Source organism: Agrobacterium salinitolerans (genome assembly GCF_002008225.1).
Lineage (GTDB): Bacteria > Pseudomonadota > Alphaproteobacteria > Rhizobiales > Rhizobiaceae > Agrobacterium > Agrobacterium salinitolerans.
Genome location: NZ_MRDH01000003.1, coordinates 129,163 through 146,828, shown reverse-complemented (window position 1 = coordinate 146,828; position 17,666 = coordinate 129,163). Strand labels below are relative to the sequence as shown.

At 60.5% G+C, this 17,666-nt stretch carries 16 protein-coding genes; 6 read left to right on the top strand and 10 right to left on the bottom strand.

The features are described 5' to 3' along the window. Positions 1-56: 56 nt before the first annotated feature. The 4 genes from BS627_RS02555 to BS627_RS02535 form a co-directional block, all read right to left on the bottom strand. A complete protein-coding gene (locus BS627_RS02555; protein WP_077981740.1) occupies positions 57-1,085 on the bottom strand; it encodes an ABC transporter ATP-binding protein in 1,029 nt (342 codons plus the stop codon). Then, positions 1,073-2,767, bottom strand: coding sequence for an ABC transporter permease (locus BS627_RS02550; RefSeq protein WP_077981739.1), 1,695 nt, complete (start codon positions 2,765-2,767; stop codon positions 1,073-1,075). Before BS627_RS02550 ends, BS627_RS02555 begins: the two co-directional genes overlap by 13 nt. Before the next feature lie 9 nt (positions 2,768-2,776). Next, on the bottom strand, positions 2,777-3,760 hold the full coding sequence (locus BS627_RS02545) for an ABC transporter substrate-binding protein (RefSeq protein ID WP_077981738.1): 984 nt from the start codon (positions 3,758-3,760) through the stop codon (positions 2,777-2,779). 335 nt (positions 3,761-4,095) lie between these two features. Then, a complete protein-coding gene (locus BS627_RS02535) occupies positions 4,096-5,340 on the bottom strand; it encodes an aminotransferase-like domain-containing protein (RefSeq protein ID WP_077981736.1) in 1,245 nt (414 codons plus the stop codon). 274 nt (positions 5,341-5,614) lie between these two features. Here BS627_RS02535 and BS627_RS02530 point away from each other — a divergent pair, with 274 nt between their 5' ends. Together BS627_RS02530 and BS627_RS02525 are read left to right on the top strand one after the other, a co-directional pair. Further along, a complete protein-coding gene (locus BS627_RS02530; RefSeq protein ID WP_077981780.1) occupies positions 5,615-6,067 on the top strand; it encodes an RbsD/FucU family protein in 453 nt (150 codons plus the stop codon). Positions 6,068-6,173: 106 nt separating this feature from the next. Next, positions 6,174-7,205: an endonuclease/exonuclease/phosphatase family protein gene (locus tag BS627_RS02525; protein WP_077981735.1), complete on the top strand. Its 1,032-nt coding sequence runs from the start codon at positions 6,174-6,176 to the stop codon at positions 7,203-7,205. Positions 7,206-7,273: 68 nt separating this feature from the next. On the opposite strand, the gene ilvC is transcribed toward BS627_RS02525, so the two are convergent. The 3 genes from ilvC to BS627_RS02510 form a co-directional block, all read right to left on the bottom strand. Beyond that, a complete protein-coding gene (gene ilvC / locus BS627_RS02520) occupies positions 7,274-8,293 on the bottom strand; it encodes a ketol-acid reductoisomerase (RefSeq protein ID WP_077981734.1) in 1,020 nt (339 codons plus the stop codon). Positions 8,294-8,342: 49 nt separating this feature from the next. Then, entirely contained in the window at positions 8,343-8,996 is a 654-nt protein-coding gene (locus tag BS627_RS02515; RefSeq protein WP_077981733.1) for a TetR/AcrR family transcriptional regulator, read from the bottom strand. 402 nt (positions 8,997-9,398) lie between these two features. Beyond that, positions 9,399-10,307, bottom strand: coding sequence for an AraC family transcriptional regulator (locus BS627_RS02510; protein ID WP_077981732.1), 909 nt, complete (start codon positions 10,305-10,307; stop codon positions 9,399-9,401). Between the two features lie 190 nt (positions 10,308-10,497). Between BS627_RS02510 and BS627_RS02505 the strand changes: the two genes are divergently transcribed. Then, the gene (locus BS627_RS02505; protein ID WP_077981731.1) at positions 10,498-11,544 is read left to right on the top strand and encodes an NAD(P)-dependent alcohol dehydrogenase; all 1,047 of its coding nucleotides are present in this window, start codon (positions 10,498-10,500) and stop codon (positions 11,542-11,544) included. A gap of 68 nt (positions 11,545-11,612) precedes the next feature. Here BS627_RS02505 and BS627_RS02500 read toward each other — a convergent pair whose 3' ends face one another. Both BS627_RS02500 and BS627_RS02495 read right to left on the bottom strand, forming a co-directional pair. After that, positions 11,613-12,878: an NAD(P)/FAD-dependent oxidoreductase gene (locus BS627_RS02500; protein ID WP_077981730.1), complete on the bottom strand. Its 1,266-nt coding sequence runs from the start codon at positions 12,876-12,878 to the stop codon at positions 11,613-11,615. Between the two features lie 72 nt (positions 12,879-12,950). Next, positions 12,951-13,706 (bottom strand): pyridoxine 5'-phosphate synthase, encoded by a 756-nt coding sequence (locus BS627_RS02495; protein WP_077981779.1) that lies wholly within the window; start codon positions 13,704-13,706, stop codon positions 12,951-12,953. Between the two features lie 235 nt (positions 13,707-13,941). Here BS627_RS02495 and BS627_RS02490 point away from each other — a divergent pair, with 235 nt between their 5' ends. Then, positions 13,942-14,640 carry a MerR family transcriptional regulator gene (locus BS627_RS02490; protein WP_077981729.1) on the top strand — a complete coding sequence of 233 codons (699 nt, stop codon included), beginning with the start codon at positions 13,942-13,944 and terminating at the stop codon, positions 14,638-14,640. On the opposite strand, the gene BS627_RS02485 is transcribed toward BS627_RS02490, so the two are convergent. Continuing rightward, complete coding sequence (locus BS627_RS02485) at positions 14,641-15,768, bottom strand: ATP-dependent DNA helicase (protein WP_077981728.1); 1,128 nt, start codon at positions 15,766-15,768, stop codon at positions 14,641-14,643. Positions 15,769-15,892: 124 nt separating this feature from the next. Here BS627_RS02485 and BS627_RS02480 point away from each other — a divergent pair, with 124 nt between their 5' ends. Both BS627_RS02480 and BS627_RS02475 read left to right on the top strand, forming a co-directional pair. Then, complete coding sequence (locus BS627_RS02480; RefSeq protein WP_077981727.1) at positions 15,893-17,179, top strand: SDR family oxidoreductase; 1,287 nt, start codon at positions 15,893-15,895, stop codon at positions 17,177-17,179. After that, complete coding sequence (locus BS627_RS02475) at positions 17,179-17,661, top strand: DUF2269 family protein (RefSeq protein WP_077981726.1); 483 nt, start codon at positions 17,179-17,181, stop codon at positions 17,659-17,661. The genes BS627_RS02480 and BS627_RS02475 overlap by 1 nt, the downstream gene beginning before the upstream one ends. Positions 17,662-17,666: the final 5 nt, after the last annotated feature.

Here is a 17,666-nt window from a genome sequence, read left to right as displayed (position 1 = left end):
TTGGGCTGGCTGGATCCCTGTGACAAGCACAGGGATGAGGAAGGCATCCTTTTTAGTTAAAGCCGCCAGCCCACACGAATGGCAACCGGAAGGCTATCACCGACAGCAACCGCCTCGCGCGAATAGGCCCGGAGCGCCTGCCCATCCGGCAGATCGAGACGAAGGGCATACCGCTCCCCCTCGTAGAGAACCGAGGTGACGGTGCAATCGATACCCTCGGCATCCCGCAACACATCCTGCGGCCGCACGAGAATATCCGCCAGCGGTAATTGCGCGCCGCTCTCCATCGCGGCCCGAAGCCCGGCCCAGTCGAGATTGCGCGATGCTCCGTCCGGCACCGGCAGGCGGAGGATAGCACCCTGCCCCACCAGCGAGCCGACGAGCCTGCCTTCAGGCCGCGCATAAAGCTCCGCCGGCGGCGCAATCTGCAGCAGCTTGCCCTGCGACATGACGGCGACATCGGTCGCCAGCGCCATGGCTTCCGCCTGATCGTGGGTGACGTAAATCATGGTTGCGCCGGAGCGGGCATGGAATTCCCGAAACGTCTCCTCCATCTCCTGCCTGAGATGCCGGTCGAGATTGGCGAGCGGCTCATCGAGCAGCACCACGTCAGGCTCGGTAACGAGGCAGCGGGCAAGCGCCACACGCTGCCGCTGGCCGCCGGACAATTCGGCGGGACGGCGCTCCGCAAAACTCTCGAGGCGGACAGCGGCCAGCGCCTGGCGCACCTTCTCGCGATATTTCTCGCCCGAAATACCGCGCACCTTCAGGGGATAACCGGCATTGTCGGCAACCGACATATGCGGCCACAGCGCATAGGACTGGAACACCATCGCCATATTGCGACGCTCCGGCGGTACCATGCTGCCGGCATCGGCCAGCACCCGCTCGCCGAGCAGGATGGAACCGTCGGTCGGTTGTTCGAAACCGGCGATCATGCGCAGCACGGTCGTCTTGCCGCAGCCGGAAGGCCCGAGCAGAGCGAGAAAACCGCCTTCCCGCACGGTAAGCGAAACATCGTTGACGGCTGGCTTTGAACCGGCATCGAAACTTTTCGACAGGCGGTTGAGGATCAGTTTCGCCAAGGGACCACTCCTTTCGGCAGATAGCGCCCCAGAATTTCCAGCAGAGCCATGAGGAAAATCACCATGATGACGACGAGCACCGAAAGTGCGGAGGCAAGATCGAAGCTGCCGCTGTCATCGAGATTGTAGATGAGCACGCCGAGCGTCTGCGTGCCGGCGGACCACAGCAGCGCCGACACCGTCAACTCGTTGCAGGCGATCAGGAAGACGAGAATGACCGAAGCGCCCGCCGCAGGCCCGACCAGCGGCAGGATGATATCCTTCAACCGCCGCCAGAAACCGGCGCCGGAGAGCCTTGCTGCCTCTTCCAGCGATGGATCGAATTGCAGGAAGGCGCTGACCATGGGTTTCAGGCTGACGGCGAAGAAGGAGGAGAAATAGGCGAGCAGAATGATCCAGATCGTGCCGTAGAGCGTGATGCCGACAAGCGGGATGGGAGCGGCGAAAAGCAGCACGAAGGAGACGGAAATCACCACCCCCGGCAACGCATAGGGAATATCCACCAGCGCCGAGAGCAGGAACATGAAACGGCTTTTGCCACGCACCAGGAAATAAGCCGTCAGCACCGTCACCGCAAGGAGACATAAGGATGTCGCCGTCGCCAGAAACAGCGAATTGCGGAACGCCGTGCGGGTCACGCTCTGCCGATAGAGCAACTCCTCATAGGCATGCAGCGTCGCCGTCTTGAGGCTGAGCGGCACGCCATAGGCGGGCGCGAGCGAGCTTGCCACCAACGCCGTCAGCGGCGCCACCAGCATGAAGAACAGCACAAGCCACAGGGCAAGCTCCGCTGGCAACCGCCACAGCCCAAGCCGGAATGTCGCCGCCTTGCCGGAAAGACCGATGATGCGATAGTCCCTGCCCTTCATCGCCCGTTCCTGAAGCGCAAGCCCGGCGACGGAGATGATGGCGATCATGGTGGAGAGAATGGCGATATCGCCGAATGTGCTGGTGCCGAAACTGGCAAAACGGCTGTAAATCAAGGTCGGCAAAGTGAAGATCGAGGCGGGGATGCCAAGGATCGCCGGAATGCCGAAATTGCCGACATTGGAGACGAAGGAGATCGCCGCCCCGGCGATCAATCCCGGCGTCGACAGCGGCAGGATAATATCGAACAGCACCCGGTACGGCGAAGCGCCGGAAAGCTTGGCAGCCTCGATGCCGTCCTGCGGCAAAGCCAGCAGACCGGCGCGCAGCGACAGATAGACGAGCGGCGCATGCTGCACACCGAGCAGAAGCGCGATGCCCGTAACCGAATAAAGCGGCTGCGGCGAACCCAGTGCCGGCGCAAGACCGATCGCCTTCAACAGCGTGCTCGACGGGCCGGTCATGCCGATCCACGACAGCGCCGTCACCTGCGGCGGGATCATCATCGGCAGCATGAACAGGAAACTTAAGATCGACTTGCCGCGGATGTCGCAGAGCGTCAGCGCAAGCGCAAAGGCGCCGCCGATGGCAAGTGAAATCAGCATGCCGAAAAACGAGGTGGAGAGCGTATTCAGCGACGCGCCCCAAAGAGCGGGATCGGCCAGAAGCCGCCATATATCACCATTCAGCGACGAGATAACGCCGGTATAGGCGAGCCGCCCGAGCGGCAGGGCGCTCAGCGCGAAAACGACACTCACTACAAAAGGAAACAGCCAGCGCGGCTGGCTGCTTCCATAGGCATTGGAACGGGTCATTCCGCTATATCAGCCCTTGGAGCCGAAAATATCGGAGAAAGTCTTCAGGTCCTGTTCGGAGTTCTTCAGCGCGTCAGCGGCGTTGAGCGGCAGAACCTTGATCTTGTCGCGAGCCGGAAAGCCTTCCGGCATGCCGGCATCGGCGCGCACCGGGATATAGCCGAGCTTGACGAAGCCCTGCTGGCCCTTTTCGGACAGCACGTAATCAACGAATTTCTTGGCGGCTTCTTCGTGTTTGGTGCCCTTGATGATCGCGACCGGCTCGGTGACAGCCGAAACGCCCTCTTCCGGGAAGACGAACTCGACGGGCGCGCCCTTGGCCTTTTCGCGGATCGGCATGTAATCGACCACCACGCCATAGGCCTTTTCGCCTGACGCAACGGACTTCAGAACCGCGCCATTGCCGCCGCCGGCAATGGCTTCATTGGCCTTAAGCTGCTTGTAATAATCCCAGCCGAGACCGTTTGCGGCGGCAAGCGTCTGCGCATGGATCAGCGCCGCACCTGAGGTGAGCGGGCTCGGCATGGTGACGAGACCCTTGGCTTCCGCCTTGGCCAGATCCTTCCAGCTCGTCGGTTTCATCGCGGCCGCGGTGTTGTACATGATGCCGGTCGTAATAAGCTTGGTGGAATAATAGAAGCCGTCCGCATCGTACAGCGAAGCATCGATATTCTTGGCTTCGGGAGACTTGTGGGCCAGAAGCTGGCCGGCCTGCTTCATGCGCTCCAGCGTCACGGTGTCGGCGATCAACAGCACGTCGGCAACCGGATTGCCGGCATTGATCTCGGCCATCAGCTTGGCCATGATCTTCGGCGTTCCGTCACGCACCCATTCGACGTCGAGACCGGGGTTGGCAGCCTTGAAACCATCAACGGTCGCCTGCGCGTCCTCGTTGGGCTGGCTGGTGTAGAGCACCAGATCGGCGGCATTGGCGGCGGTGGCGATGAAGCCGAGCGATACGATGGCGGTGAAAGCGGAAAGCAGCGTTTTCATGGGTCCAGTCCCTGTTGTTTCGTGGGACCGCTAAAACATGATTGCATAACATGTATGTGACAGGCAGGATTTTTGGGGTGTGATCTCTTGGGGCCGTCAGGATTGAGAGTAACATTGCCCCTCAACACTCGCGGTTTACCCCCCTCTGCCCTGCCGGGCATCTCCCCCTCAAGGGGGGAGATCGATCTGTGGCTAGGCCTCGCCCATCTCGACGCTTGAGAGGGGAGTAACGGTAGAGCGTCTTGCTGATCTCCCCCCTTGAGGGGGAGATGCCCGGCAGGGCAGAGGGGGGTAAGCCACACCCTCCACCTTTCAAGGCCTCATCGCCAGCCCCCTCAAATTGCCGCAAGCACCTCACCCGTCTCCGCCTGAGCCGTCGCGATCAACCGCCCGAGCCGCTTCATGCCTTCCTCGATCATCGCCTCATTGGCGCAGGAGAAGCTGATGCGCAGCGTGTTCGTGCCGGAGCCATCCGCAAAGAAGGCGCGACCGGGAACGAAGGCGACCTTTTCCGTGGCGATGGATTTTGCCAGCAGTGCGGCGCCATCCATGCCCTCAGGCAACGTCACCCAGATGAACATGCCGCCTTCCGGCTTGGTCCAGCTGGTCGTCTTCGGCATGTACTTCTCGAGTGCTGCCAGCATCGCATCACGCCGTGCGCTGTAAGCAGCCTTGATCTTAGCGACCTGGTTGTCGAAGCCGCGCGAGGCGACGCGTTCGATGGCGATCTGGTTGATGGTCGAGGAATGCAGGTCGGCGGCCTGCTTCATCAGCACCAGCTTGCGGATGACAGGCGCGGAAGCGACGATGTAACCGACGCGAAGGCCAGGCGCCAACGTCTTTGAGAAGCTGCCGCAATAGATGGTGCGGGTGTTCTCGATGCCGCCAGAGCGGGCAATGTCGAGCGCCATGATCGGCGGAACAGCCTCGCCATCGTAACGCAGCGACTGATAGGCGGCGTCTTCGATGACGGCGATATCCAACTCGTCAGCCAGTGCCAGAACCTTTTCGCGGCCCGCGAGATCGACGGTTTCGCCGGTCGGATTGGAGAAATCGGCCGAGAGATAGGCGAATTTCACCGCGCCGCCGAGCTTGGCCGCCGTTTCGCGGTAAGCCTCAGGCGTACGGTTACCGCCGGGGTTCAGCTGGTCGTAATTAGGCTCATAGGCGTTGAAGGCGGAAAGCGCGCCGAGATAGGTCGGCCAGGTCACCAGCGCCGTATCCTTCGGCGACAGGAACAACTTGCCGAGATAATCGAGACCCTGCTGCGAACCGGAAACGATAAAGACGTTGTCGGCGGTGCATTCGATGCCGATCTTGTCCATCTCGCCCGCCAGCCACTCGCGCAGCGGCTTGTAACCCTCGCTTACCGAATATTGCAGCGCCGAGTTGACCTGCGAACCGGAAAAAATTTCCGCGTAAGCCTGCTGAAACTCCTCTGCGGGGAAAAGGGCCGGGTCCGGAATGCCGCCGGCAAAGGAGATGATATCAGGCTGTTCGAGCAGCTTCAGCAGCTCACGGATTTCAGACGCTTTCATGCGCGAAGAGCGCGTGGCGAAAATTTGTTCCCAGTCAAGCATGGGTACGTTTCCTCTTGTGTCGTTTTTATGCGTGCATCTTTACAGAAATGTCGATATGTCAGCAATACTGACTTATCAGTTTTTCGAATTATTTCTGCCTCCCTGCACATTGCCCGCAACCGACCTGCATCGACGCCCAGATTTGCGGACAAAGCCAAATACACCCTTGCGCAAAGCTTCACAATCACACCTTTGCGATTGACGCGGCATGGTTTTCCGGCTGGATTGCGCGCGCGCCGTAACACGGGCGAAAGCATCATGGGAGTTTGACGACATGCTGAAAAATATCGACCCCGCGCTGAACGCCGATGTTCTGCACGCGCTGCGCGCCATGGGCCATGGCGATACGCTGGTGATCTCGGACACTAACTTCCCTTCCGATTCGGTGGCCCGCCAGACCACCGTCGGCAAGGTGCTGCATATCGACAACGTCTCGGCCGCCCGCGCCATGAAGGCTATCCTGTCCGTTCTACCGCTCGACACGCCGCTACAGCCCTCGGTCGGGCGCATGGAGGTGATGGGCGCGCCCGATCAGCTGGAACCGGTACAGGCCGAAGTGCAGAAGGAAATCGACGCGGCGGAAGGAAAACCCGCCCCCATGTACGGGATCGAACGTTTTGCCTTCTACGAAAAAGCCAAGCAGGCCTATTGCGTCATCACCACTGGCGAGACCCGGTTCTATGGCTGCTTCCTGCTGACGAAGGGTGTCATCCCGCCGGCAAAATAAGCCGGAGGCAGGAAATTTCGCTAGCCGCCGACCTTCATGACAATTTCAAGTTGTTGTGGCAAAAACTTCCACTAGGCTTGAAAACCCAACCGGAGGTGTGCGGATCATGACCCAATATGTCCTGGCGTTCTGGAATGTCGAAAACCTGTTTGCGCCGGAGGGTTATCCGGCGCGCGAGCCGTGGATTGCCGAGCGGCTGAAGAACGATCTGAAAGGCTGGACCGAGGATCTGTTCAAGACCAAGGTCAAACAGCTCGGCATCATCATCCGGCAGATCGGCGGTGCCGGGCCAGATCTGCTCGGCGTCTGCGAGGTCGAGAACCGTTTCGTCCTGGAGACGCTGGCAGAACATCTCAACGATCTCATGCCTGAGCGCGCCTATCGCGTCGTGCACGCCGATTCCAGCAAGGACCAGCGCGGCATCGACACCGCCTTCATCTATGACAGCAAAAAGCTGCTGATCAACGAAAACGAGATTTTCAGCCATTTCGTGATGCGCCGCACGGGCACGCGCGACATTACCCAATGCACCTTCATCACCAAGGGCGGACGCCAACTCATTGCGCTTTCCAATCACTGGCCGTCGCGCTCGGGTGGCGCGGTCGAAAGCGCCGGTTTTCGAATGACCGCCGGCGAAACGCTCGGCTACTGGCATCAGCGTATTCGCGAGGAAAAAGGAAACGACATCGCCGTTATCGCTTTCGGCGACTTCAACGACGACCCGTCCGATGCCTCGCTGCGCTATCACGCCAATTCCACCCGCGAGCGCGACGATGTCGAAAATTCGCAATCGGCCATGTTCTACAATCTTGCCTGGAACTATTTGCGCCAGCCCGTGGTGGATTCAGTCGGCACGGCAAGGACGATCTATGGCACGCTCTATTTCAATGGCGACGCCAATATCTTCGACCAGATCCTCGTTTCCCGATCACTTCTGAGCGGCAGCAGCGGCTTCAGCGTGCGTGAGGAAACCGCGAAAGTCGAAGCCATCGCCGCCATGGTCAGCCATAGCAAGAACGAGGGGCCTATCCGCTTCGGCCTGTCGAAGGGCGATGCGGTCAAAAACGTCAATCTCGGCGGATTTTCCGATCACTTTCCCGTTTCCGTTATCGTCGAGGAAGACGACGCCATCATGTGAGAGCACATCGAAAACAAAAGGCCGGAGCTTTCGCCCCGGCCTCCATATCTTCCACCAAGCGATGGAGCTTAGTTGACGGCCTTGTCCACCAGCTTGTTCTTGCCGATCCAGGGCATCATGCCGCGCAGCTTTGCGCCGACTTCTTCGATCTGGTGAACGTCGTTCATGCGGCGGATACCCTTGAAGCGGGCCGCACCCGAGCGGTATTCCTGCATCCAGTCCGAGGTGAACTTGCCGGTCTGGATGTCGTGCAGAACGCGCTTCATTTCAGCCTTGGTTTCAGCGGTGATGATGCGCGGACCGGTGACGTATTCGCCCCACTCGGCTGTGTTGGAGATCGAGTAGTTCATGTTGGCGATGCCGCCTTCATAGATCAGGTCGACGATCAGCTTCACTTCGTGCAGGCACTCGAAATAGGCCATTTCCGGTGCGTAACCGGCTTCGACCAGGGTTTCGAAACCGGCGCGGATGAGCTCTACGAGACCGCCGCACAGAACAACCTGTTCGCCGAAGAGGTCGGTTTCGCACTCTTCCTTGAAGTTGGTTTCGATGATGCCCGAACGGCCACCGCCAACGCCGCAGGCATAGGAGAGAGCGAGTTCAAGCGCGTTGCCGGAAGCGTTCTGGTGAACGGCAACGAGGCAGGGAACGCCGCCGCCCTTCTGGTATTCGCCGCGAACCGTGTGGCCGGGGCCCTTCGGTGCGATCATGACGACGTCGAGCGATGCCTTCGGCTCGATGAGGCCAAAGTGAACGTTAAGGCCGTGTGCGAAAGCAATCGCCGCGCCATCACGGATGTTGCCGGCAATGTCGGCCTTGTAGATGTCAGCCTGCAATTCGTCAGGCGTTGCCATCATCAGGAGGTCGCCCCACTTGGCGGCTTCGGCAACGGTCATGACCTTGAAGCCGTCGGCTTCGGCCTTCTTGACGGTCGGCGAACCGGCCTTCAGAGCGATGACGACGTTCTTGGCGCCGGAATCCTTGAGGTTCAGCGCATGTGCACGGCCCTGGGAGCCGTAACCGACGATGACGACATTCTTGGACTTGATGAGATTGAGATCGGCATCACGATCATAATAAACGCGCATTTGATGGTCCTTCCCTAATGCTTGTCTCTCAGTTGTCTGAACCGGAACCTCAGGCGAGTTTGCCGCTGAGTTCCGAATGTACCTTTTCCGTCCCGTAAAGCGTCAGAAAGGCGACGACCGCCTTTTTTGCCCGGGCAGAAAAATCCTTGTCCGGCGCCTCGCCCAGCAGCATGCGCACATGCAGATCCGAGACGATGAGGCCGTAAAAACTGCGATATGCCTCCTCGGCATCATCAAAACGCAGATAGCCGGAACGGCGACCCGCTTCGATCAGTCCACGCGCCCGCCGGTCGATCTGGCGACGGCCGCGTTCGAGCAGCAGATCGCCGAGCTTGGAGCCGTCACGGCTCGCCTGGCCAACGGCGAGGCGGTTCAGCGCCAGCGACACGTCGCCCGCCAGAACGTCGAGCAGATCATGCGCGAATACCTCGAGGTGATCGGCAAGCTGCGGCGCGGAGACGCGGTCGCCCGCCTTCTCGAAGGTCCGAACCTTGCTCTGCTGGAAGGTGATCATCGCTGCCAGCAGGCCATCGCGATCGCCGAACCACTTGTAGAGGCTTTCCTTGGAACAGTTGGCCGCACGCGCCAGCCCGGATGTGGTGAGCGCTTTCTCGCCGCCCTCGACCAATAGACGCAATGCCTGGTCCAGAACGGCGTTCTGGCGCGGCGAAAATTCCTGCGCTGTGATCGGGTCGGAAGCCAAGTCTTTTCATCTCCAGGGGCTAGATTGATGTACCGTACGGTACGGTTCGAGCGTCATTTAAGCGGAGGCTGCGTTGGGGTCAAGCGGATTCTTCAGGGGAGGACGAGAATTGACGCGGTGCGGCGGAGTGTGAAAGGGAGCTTGCGGGGAACTTCAGGGGGTTATACGTTGGCTAGCAGATAGACGGCGCGTGGAGCTTTACCCCCCTCTGCCCTGCCGGGCATCTCCCCCTCAAGGGGGGAGATCGGCAAGGGTCCCTTTTGTCGCTTCATTCCCAAGCTTCGAGATGGGCGAGACCTTGCCGCAGATCGATCTCCCCCCTTGAGGGGGAGATGCCCGGCAGGGCAGAGGGGGGTAACGCCGCGCTCCGTAGGCAATGGAAAACCTTCCCAAAGAACCAATCTACCCGGCCGCGCTGATCTCCCGCGATGCATCAATATCGCGCGACGGCGACAGCCCGTAAAAGCGGCTATATTCCCGGCTGAACTGCGACGGGCTCTGGTAGCCGACGCGATGGCCGGCGGTGCCGGCATCCAGCCGCTCCAGCAGCATCAGCCGCCGCGCCTCATGCAGGCGAAGCTGCTTCTGATACTGAACCGGCGTCATGGCCGTGATCGTCTTGAAGTGATGGTGGAAGGACGAGACGCTCATGCCGACCTGTTCGGCCAGTTCTTCGATCCGTAACTGGCGCGCGAAATTTTCGCGCAGCCAGGCGATGGCGCGGGCGATGCGATTGCCATGGCTGCCGGACGCGATGACGTTCATCAGCTGCCCGCCGGCCGGTCCGGTCAGGATGCGATAAAGTATCTCCTGTTCGATCAGCGGCGCCATGGCGGCGATGTCGGCCGGACGATCAAGCAAACGCAGGAGCCGTATGGCGGCATCGAGAAGCTCCGGTGTTGCCCTGTTGACGACGATGCCGCGCTGCGCATTCGTCGGCTCCACCGCAGGATCGATCGGTACACGCCGCATGAGATCGACCAGCTTCTCACTATCGACGGCAAGCGAGATGCAGAAATGCGGCACTTCCCTGCTCGCCTCCACCACCCGCCATGCAACGGGCAGATCAAGCGAGGTCAGAAGATAATCCCCCGCGCCGTAGTTGATGGTGTCCGTTCCGAGTTGAACGCTTTTCGACCCCTGGATCACCATGGCGAGACAGGGACGATAGCTGCCGTGGCAGGGAGCGCTCGGCGTCGTGCGCCGGCTGATGCCCAGCGATTCTATCGCCGTGCGCACCTCGCCGTCCTCCGTGACGTGCCGCGCGGCGATGGAGGCGATCTCCCGATAGACATTGAACGGCAAGGACATGGGAAAATCCCTTAACTGAAGGAAGAGATATATTGGATGTTGCTTATCTAGAAAGCCACCCGACATCCGCAAAGAGCACACGGGGCATTTTTTGCAGGATCGTGCAAAAAGCTCGGAGGATCGCTCTAACGCCGCCTCACGCTTCCATCGCATATTCCGCCGTCCCCAACCCCTCGATAAGGATATTCAGATGGCCATTGCTAGAGGTTATGCTGCGACCGACGCGTCGAAGCCGCTTACCCCGTTCACCTTCGAACGCCGCGAGCCAAACGATGACGACGTCGTCATCGATATCAAATATGCCGGCATCTGCCACTCGGACATCCACACCGTCCGCAACGAATGGAAAAACGCCGTCTATCCGATCGTTCCCGGCCACGAAATCGCCGGCGTCGTCCGCGCCGTCGGTTCCAAGGTCACGAAGTTCAAGGTCGGCGACCATGTCGGCGTCGGATGTTTCGTCGATTCCTGCGTCGGCTGCGCCACGCGCGATCTCGACAACGAGCAATATATGCCCGGTCTCGTCGGAACCTATAACTCCGTCGATAGAGACGGCAAGACCGCGACCCAGGGCGGCTATTCCGACCATATCGTCGTCCGGGAAGACTACGTCCTTTCCATCCCGGAAAACCTTCCGCTGGATGCCTCTGCGCCGCTTCTCTGCGCCGGCATCACGCTCTATTCGCCGCTGCATCACTGGAATGCCGGCCCCGGCAAAAAGGTCGCCATCGTCGGCATGGGTGGTCTTGGCCATATGGGCGTGAAGATCGGTTCGGCTATGGGCGCGGATATCACCGTTCTCTCCCAGTCCCTGTCGAAGAAGGAAGACGGCCTGAAGCTCGGCGCGAAGGAATATTACGCCACCAGCGATGCCTCGACCTTCGAGAAGCTCGCCGGCACCTTCGACCTGATTCTCTGCACCGTTTCCGCCGAAATCGACTGGAACGCCTACCTCAACCTGCTGAAGGTCAACGGCACGATGGTTCTGCTCGGCGTGCCGGAACATGCGATCCCGGTCCACGCATTCTCGGTCATTCCTGGCCGTCGTTCGCTCGCCGGTTCGATGATCGGCTCGATCAAGGAAACCCAGGAAATGCTGGATTTCTGCGGCAAGCACAACATCGTCTCCGAGATCGAAAAGATCGACATCAAGGACGTCAATGAAGCCTATGAGCGCGTGCTGAAGAGCGACGTGCGTTACCGCTTCGTCATCGATATGGCCTCGCTCGACGCGTGATACGCCTAGAGACGACCAAATGAACAAGGGCGGGAAGTCATGCTTCCCGCCCTTGTTGTTTTCAGGCGTCAGGCCTCGTCCTTCAGCGTCTCTTTCTGGGTAATCAGCCGCGCACTGTGTTGGCCGCTCAGGTAAATCCACAGCCAGCTCCAGGCCACGGCCAGCCGCGAGCGCGTTCCGATCAGGAAGTAGATGTGGGCAAGCCCCCATATCCACCAGGCCAGCACGCCCTTCAGCTTGAACCGGCCAAAATCGATCACCGCCGCGCGTTTGCCGATGGTGGCGAGATTACCCTGATGGCTGTAGCGGAAGGGCGATGGCGACGGCTTGCCCTCCAGCCGCGCCTTGATGACCTTTGCCACATAGGCGCCCTGCTGCTTTGCCGCGGGCGCGATGCCCGGCACCGGCTTGCCGTTTTCCTGATTGACGGCGGCGGTATCGCCGATGACGAAGATATCGGCATCGTCTTCGAGATGAAGCTGCGGCCCGACGATGACACGCCCTGCCCTGTCGCCGGCGGCATTCAGCCACTTGGCGGCCGGAGATGCCTGCACACCGGCGGCCCAGACGACGGTGCGGCACGGATAATGGGTCTCGCCCACCGTCACGCCCTCATCCGTGCAGGCCGTCACCGGCGTGCCGAGCAGAACCTCGACGCCAAGCCTCTCAAGCGCTTGCCTCGCATAGGTCGAAAGATCCTCGGTAAAGACCGGCAGAACGCGCGGTCCCGCCTCCACAAGCAGAACACGGGCCTTTGTCGTATCGACATTGCGGAATTCCGCCGGCAGCGCCCTGTGGGCGAGTTCGGCGATCATGCCCGCCATTTCCACGCCGGTCGGGCCGGCCCCGATGATGACGAAGGTCAGAAGCGCCTGCCGCTCCTCTTCACTGGTGGCAAGTTCGGCCCTTTCGAAGGCCAGAAGCAGTCGGCGGCGGATTGTCGTTGCATCTTCCAGCGTCTTGAGGCCGGGGGCCGAACGTTCCCACTCGTCACGGCCGAAATAGGCGTGACGTGCGCCGGTGGCCAACACCAGCGTATCGAAGCCGATTACCTGGCCGGAATTCAATTGCACGGTCCGCGCCGCCCGGTCCACGCCGGTCACCTCCGCAAGCAGGGTCGTCACCTCCTTGCGGTCGCGGTAAAGATGGCGGATCGGCCAGGCGATTTCGGATGTCGCCAGCGCCGTCGTCGCAACCTGATACAGCAGGGGCTGGAACAGGTGGTGATTGCGACGGTCGATCAATGTGATGCGGACAGGGAGCCCCTCCAGCCCGTGCACCAGTTGTAACCCGCCGAAGCCTCCACCCACGACGACAACATGATGTTCTTGCATATGTCTCTGCCTTCCAAAATCTGCGCACGGAGCATGCGCAAGGCAAAGCATAGGCGAAAAAATTGACTTTGGTTATGAATTAGGCTGACCGCAGGCCTGACAAAAACGCCGGACAGTTTCAGCCATGCCATATTCCATGGCATCTGCCGTCAGCCCGTGGCCGATCGAAACCTCGGCGAGATAAGGGATACGTTCCATCAGCTTGGGCAGGTTTGCCACGGTGAGGTCATGGCCGGCATTGACAGCAAGTCCGAGCGCTCTGGCATGATCCGCCGTCTGCCCGAGTTTTTCAAGAAGCGCATCGCCCTTTTGCGGATCGTCAAAGCAGCCGCCATATGGGCCGGTGTAAAGTTCGATACGCGCCGCCCCCGTCTCGGCCGCCAGTTCCACCGGCTCGCGCTCACCATCGCCATCGGCAAAAAGCGAGACGCGCATGCCGCCGGACTTCAGGCGTCCCACCACGTCTTTCAGGAAAACGCCGTGCTTGCGGAAATCCCAGCCGTGGTCGGACGTCGCCTGCGACGGGTCGTCAGGCACAAGCGTCACCTGTTCCGGCTGGGTTTCCTCGCAAAGAACGAGGAAATCCTCGGTCGGATAACCTTCGATGTTGAATTCCGCGCCGGGAAAACTGTCGTCGATCAGGGCGCGCAGCACCGGCAGATCGGAAAAGCGGATATGGCGCTGATCCGGTCGCGGGTGTACAGTCAGCCCGCTTGCCCCCGCCGCCAGTGCAATATGCCCGAAATGCGCGACATCCGGCCATGGAAGATCGCGACGGTTGCGTAACATCGCAATTGCGTTCAGATTGACAGAAAGTTTTGCGGGCATGGCATCGAGGCTCCGGTTCGGAATTGACATCCTGTTTCACGCAGGTCGAGGCCAATCGCAAGCAGGCCGGCAAAATTTTTATTACTGCGGGAACGAAAACAGACAATACACGTTACGGTTCTGATGTAGCGTTTGGCATGAGGTTTTGATCGAAAAACATGCCCGTCTTGGGGGAACAAGTAACGGGCACCTTAAAAAGGCAGGCACGCTGTCAAAGAGCGCGAAGGGGGAGACAATGCAGGATGGCCGGATGCCGTTCGAAAGTCACGGCGACGAGGACAAACCCAATCTAAGGATCAGCAGCTTTCTACCGGATATAAGCCTGCCCTCCTCCCTGCCCGCAGAACCCGTGCCCATCGCCGACATGGCCAACATCTTCGGGGTGACCCACCGAACGCTGCATTTTTACGAAGAAAAGGCGCTGCTGACCTCGAAGCGCATCGGCCAGATGCGGGTCTATACCCACCGCAACGTCCAGCGCATGGCCGTCATTAACGTCTGTCGCGAAGTCGGCATATCGGTCGCAGCGATTACCGAGATCATGGAAAAACTCGTCCGTTCGCTCTCGCAGGAAGAGGCCGACGACATATTTCACGCCGCGTTGCGGCAGCGGAAGAGGGAATTGACCGCCGAGCTTTCCACCCTTCAGCGCCAGGCCCAGCAGATCGAGGAACTGCTGGTCGCCGACACGGACGCGGACGGCATGGACGGCGCGGAACGGGCGCCGGCAAAGGACATCGCACTCACCGACACCGAACGAAAATGCCTGGAACTGATGGCGGAGGGTTACGCCCCGGTGAGGCTCGCCCGCGCTCTTGGTCTTTCGGGCAGCGATCTCCATGTTCTCGAGGCGACGATCATCGGCAAGTTCAATGCCAGCAACCGCTTTCAGGCGGTCGCCAAGGCGGTTCTGCTCGGCGTCATCCGCGCCTGATCAACGAACAATCGTCAGGGTCTCCGCCGCGCGCGTGATGGCGGTATAGAGCCACCTTTCGCGCGAGTCCCGGAACGCATAGCTCTCGTCGAAGAGAACCACATTGTTCCACTGCGAACCCTGCGCCTTGTGCACGGTCAGCGCATAGCCGAAATCGAATTCATCATAACGCTTGCGCGTGGACCACGGAATTTCCGTCTCCACATCCTCGAAGGCCGCCTTCAGCAATTTGATCTTGGCAGCACCACGATCCATATCGTCGTCTTCGGGCCGGATCATCAGGTTGATGCCGGGTTTCACCGTCTCGCGCGAAGAGCTCATTACCTGCCATAGCGAGCCGTTGAGCAGCCCCTTGGCGGGATCGTTCCGGAGGCAGACCAGCTTGTCGCCGGATTGCGGATAATCGGCGGTAAAGCCCTTCAGCTCGCGAAGCCGCTGATTGTAGCGACGGCGGGTGCGGTTGGTTCCGACCAGCACCTGATCGGCATCGAGCACCAGCGACTGCGTCACCTCTGACTTGGAGATCACCTGCGCGGAACCATAGTCACCGCGCATGATCTCCCGGCCTTCCCGCACATCCATGGCAAGATGGATGATGGGATTGTCCTTGGCCTGACGATGGATTTCCGACAGCAGATAATCTGGCTCCTGCTCGGTAAAGAAGCCGCCGCCCGAAACCGGCGGCAACTGGCCGGGATCGCCGAGCACGAGGATCGGCGTGCCGAAACTCATCAGATCCCTGCCGAGCTGCTCGTCCACCATCGAACATTCGTCGATGATGATCAGCGCCGCCTTGGCGAGCGGGCTTTGCCGGTTGATGGAGAACATCGGCGCAATCGAGGTCTTGCCGGTTTCCTCGTCTTCGACAGTTTCTTCGCCGCGCGGGCGATAGATCAGCGAATGGATAGTGCGGGCGTTGGTGGCGCCACGCGAACGCAGCACCTGCGCGGCTTTGCCAGTGAAGGCCGCAAACAGCACCTCGCCATCGACATTTTCCGCAAAATGCTTGGCAAGCGTCGTCTTGCCCGTTCCGGCATAACCGAACAGCCGGAAAACCGGCGTCCGGCCTTCCTTCAGCCAGCGGGAAACAGCCTTCAGCGCTTCGTCCTGTTGCGGTGAAAATAACATGCGCCCTCATCGCAGGATTCGAGCCTGATGCGCAACAGAAAAAGAACGAAAGATGAATCGCCGTGTGAGAATGCGGCAATAAAACACGACTGGTTTTTAAGCCGCGGTCGCTAGTATCCCTCGTATGAAGATATTGATTCTCGGCGCAACAGGTTTCATCGGTTCGGAGGTTCTCAAAAGCCTGCACCTCCGCGGGCATGCCGTGACGGGGCTGGCGCGTTCGGTCACCCGCGCCCGCGACAAATGGCCTTTCGCCAACTGGGTGTCAGCCGATCTTTCCAGGATGACGCACGCGACAGATTGGTCATCGCTCGTCCATGACCAGGACGTCATTGTCAATTGTGCGGGCGCGCTGCAGGACGGCCTGTCGGATGACCTTGCCGCGACGCAGGAAAAGGCGATGCTGGCGCTCTATGAAGCAGCGGCGCAGGCGGGCGGCAGACGGATAATCCAGATATCGGCCCGCACGGCGGGGGCCGCATCCGGCCTGCCCTTCCTCGCCACTAAACGCCGCGCCGATGAGGCGCTCGCTGCCAGCGGTCTACCTCACGTCATTCTGCGCCCCGCGCTGGTGGTTGGGCGAAACGCGCACGGCGGCACGGCACTCGTGCGCGCGCTTGCAGGCTTTCCCTTCGTGGTGCCGCTCGTCAATGGACAAATCGCCGTCCGGACGGTCGCGGTGGAGGATGTGGCAACCGTGGTATGCGCGGCGATCGACAGCGAAATTGCGCAGGACAGCGATCTCGAACTCGCCGCGAAGGAAACGCTGACATTGCAGGACGTGGTCGCCAGACACCGGCAATGGCTGGGTCTGCCCCATGCTCAGGTCATAAATCTTCCCGCCGCCTTCATGCGCCCCGTCGGCCTCGTGGCGGATGCCGCAGGCAGACTCGGCTGGCGGTCGCCGCTGCGTTCGACCGCCATGACGGTCATGTCGGAAGGCGTCGTGACGGAGAATGAGGCAGGACCGGCGACGGTGTCACTCAAGAACCTGGAACAGACGCTGGCCGGCCACCCTTCCGGCGTGCAGGACCTGTGGTTTGCCAGATTATATCTGCTGAAACCCCTGATCGTTCTCTGCCTTTCTTTATTCTGGCTGCTATCCGGCCTCATGCCGCTGCTGAATATCACCGGAGCAGCGGCGCATTTCCTGCCCTTTATGCCGCAGACACCGGCTGTCATCCTCACGCTCGCCACCTGCCTCATCGATATAGGCCTCGGCATCGCCGTCCTGCTTCGACCGCTCACCAGAAAGGCGCTTGTCGCCATGCTGCTGGTCACCGCCGCTTATCTGGCCGGCGGCAGCCTGCTGGAACCGACGCTTTGGCTCGATCCGCTCGGTCCTCTGGTCAAGGTTCTGCCTTCCATCGCCCTGACACTCGTTGCCCTCGCCACGCTGGATGAACGCTGATGACGCTTGAGGAACTGCTGCGGCTTGCCCATGTCATCGGCGCAACGGTGCTGTTCGGCACCGGTGCAGGCATCGCCTTTTTTATGGTGATGGCACGGCGGACGGCCAGCCCGGTGCTGATCGCCCATGTCTCAGGCACCGTCGTCATTGCCGATACGATCTTCACCGCCACCGCCGCGATCATCCAGCCGGCGACCGGCTATTTTCTCGCCCGCGTCATCGGCTGGCCGCTCACCGAAGGCTGGATCGCCCTTTCGCTTGGCCTCTACGTCTTCACCGGTATTTTCTGGTTGCCGGTGGTATGGATCCAGATCAGGCTGCGCAATATCGCCCGAGACTGCGCCGCAACGGGACAGGCCCTGCCGGCGCAATGGTTCCGCCTCTACCGCATCTGGTTCGCCTGCGGTTTCCCCGCCTTCTTCGCCGTTCTCGGTATCATCTGGCTGATGCTCACCAAGCCGGATATTCCCCTGTTCGGTTGATGCGG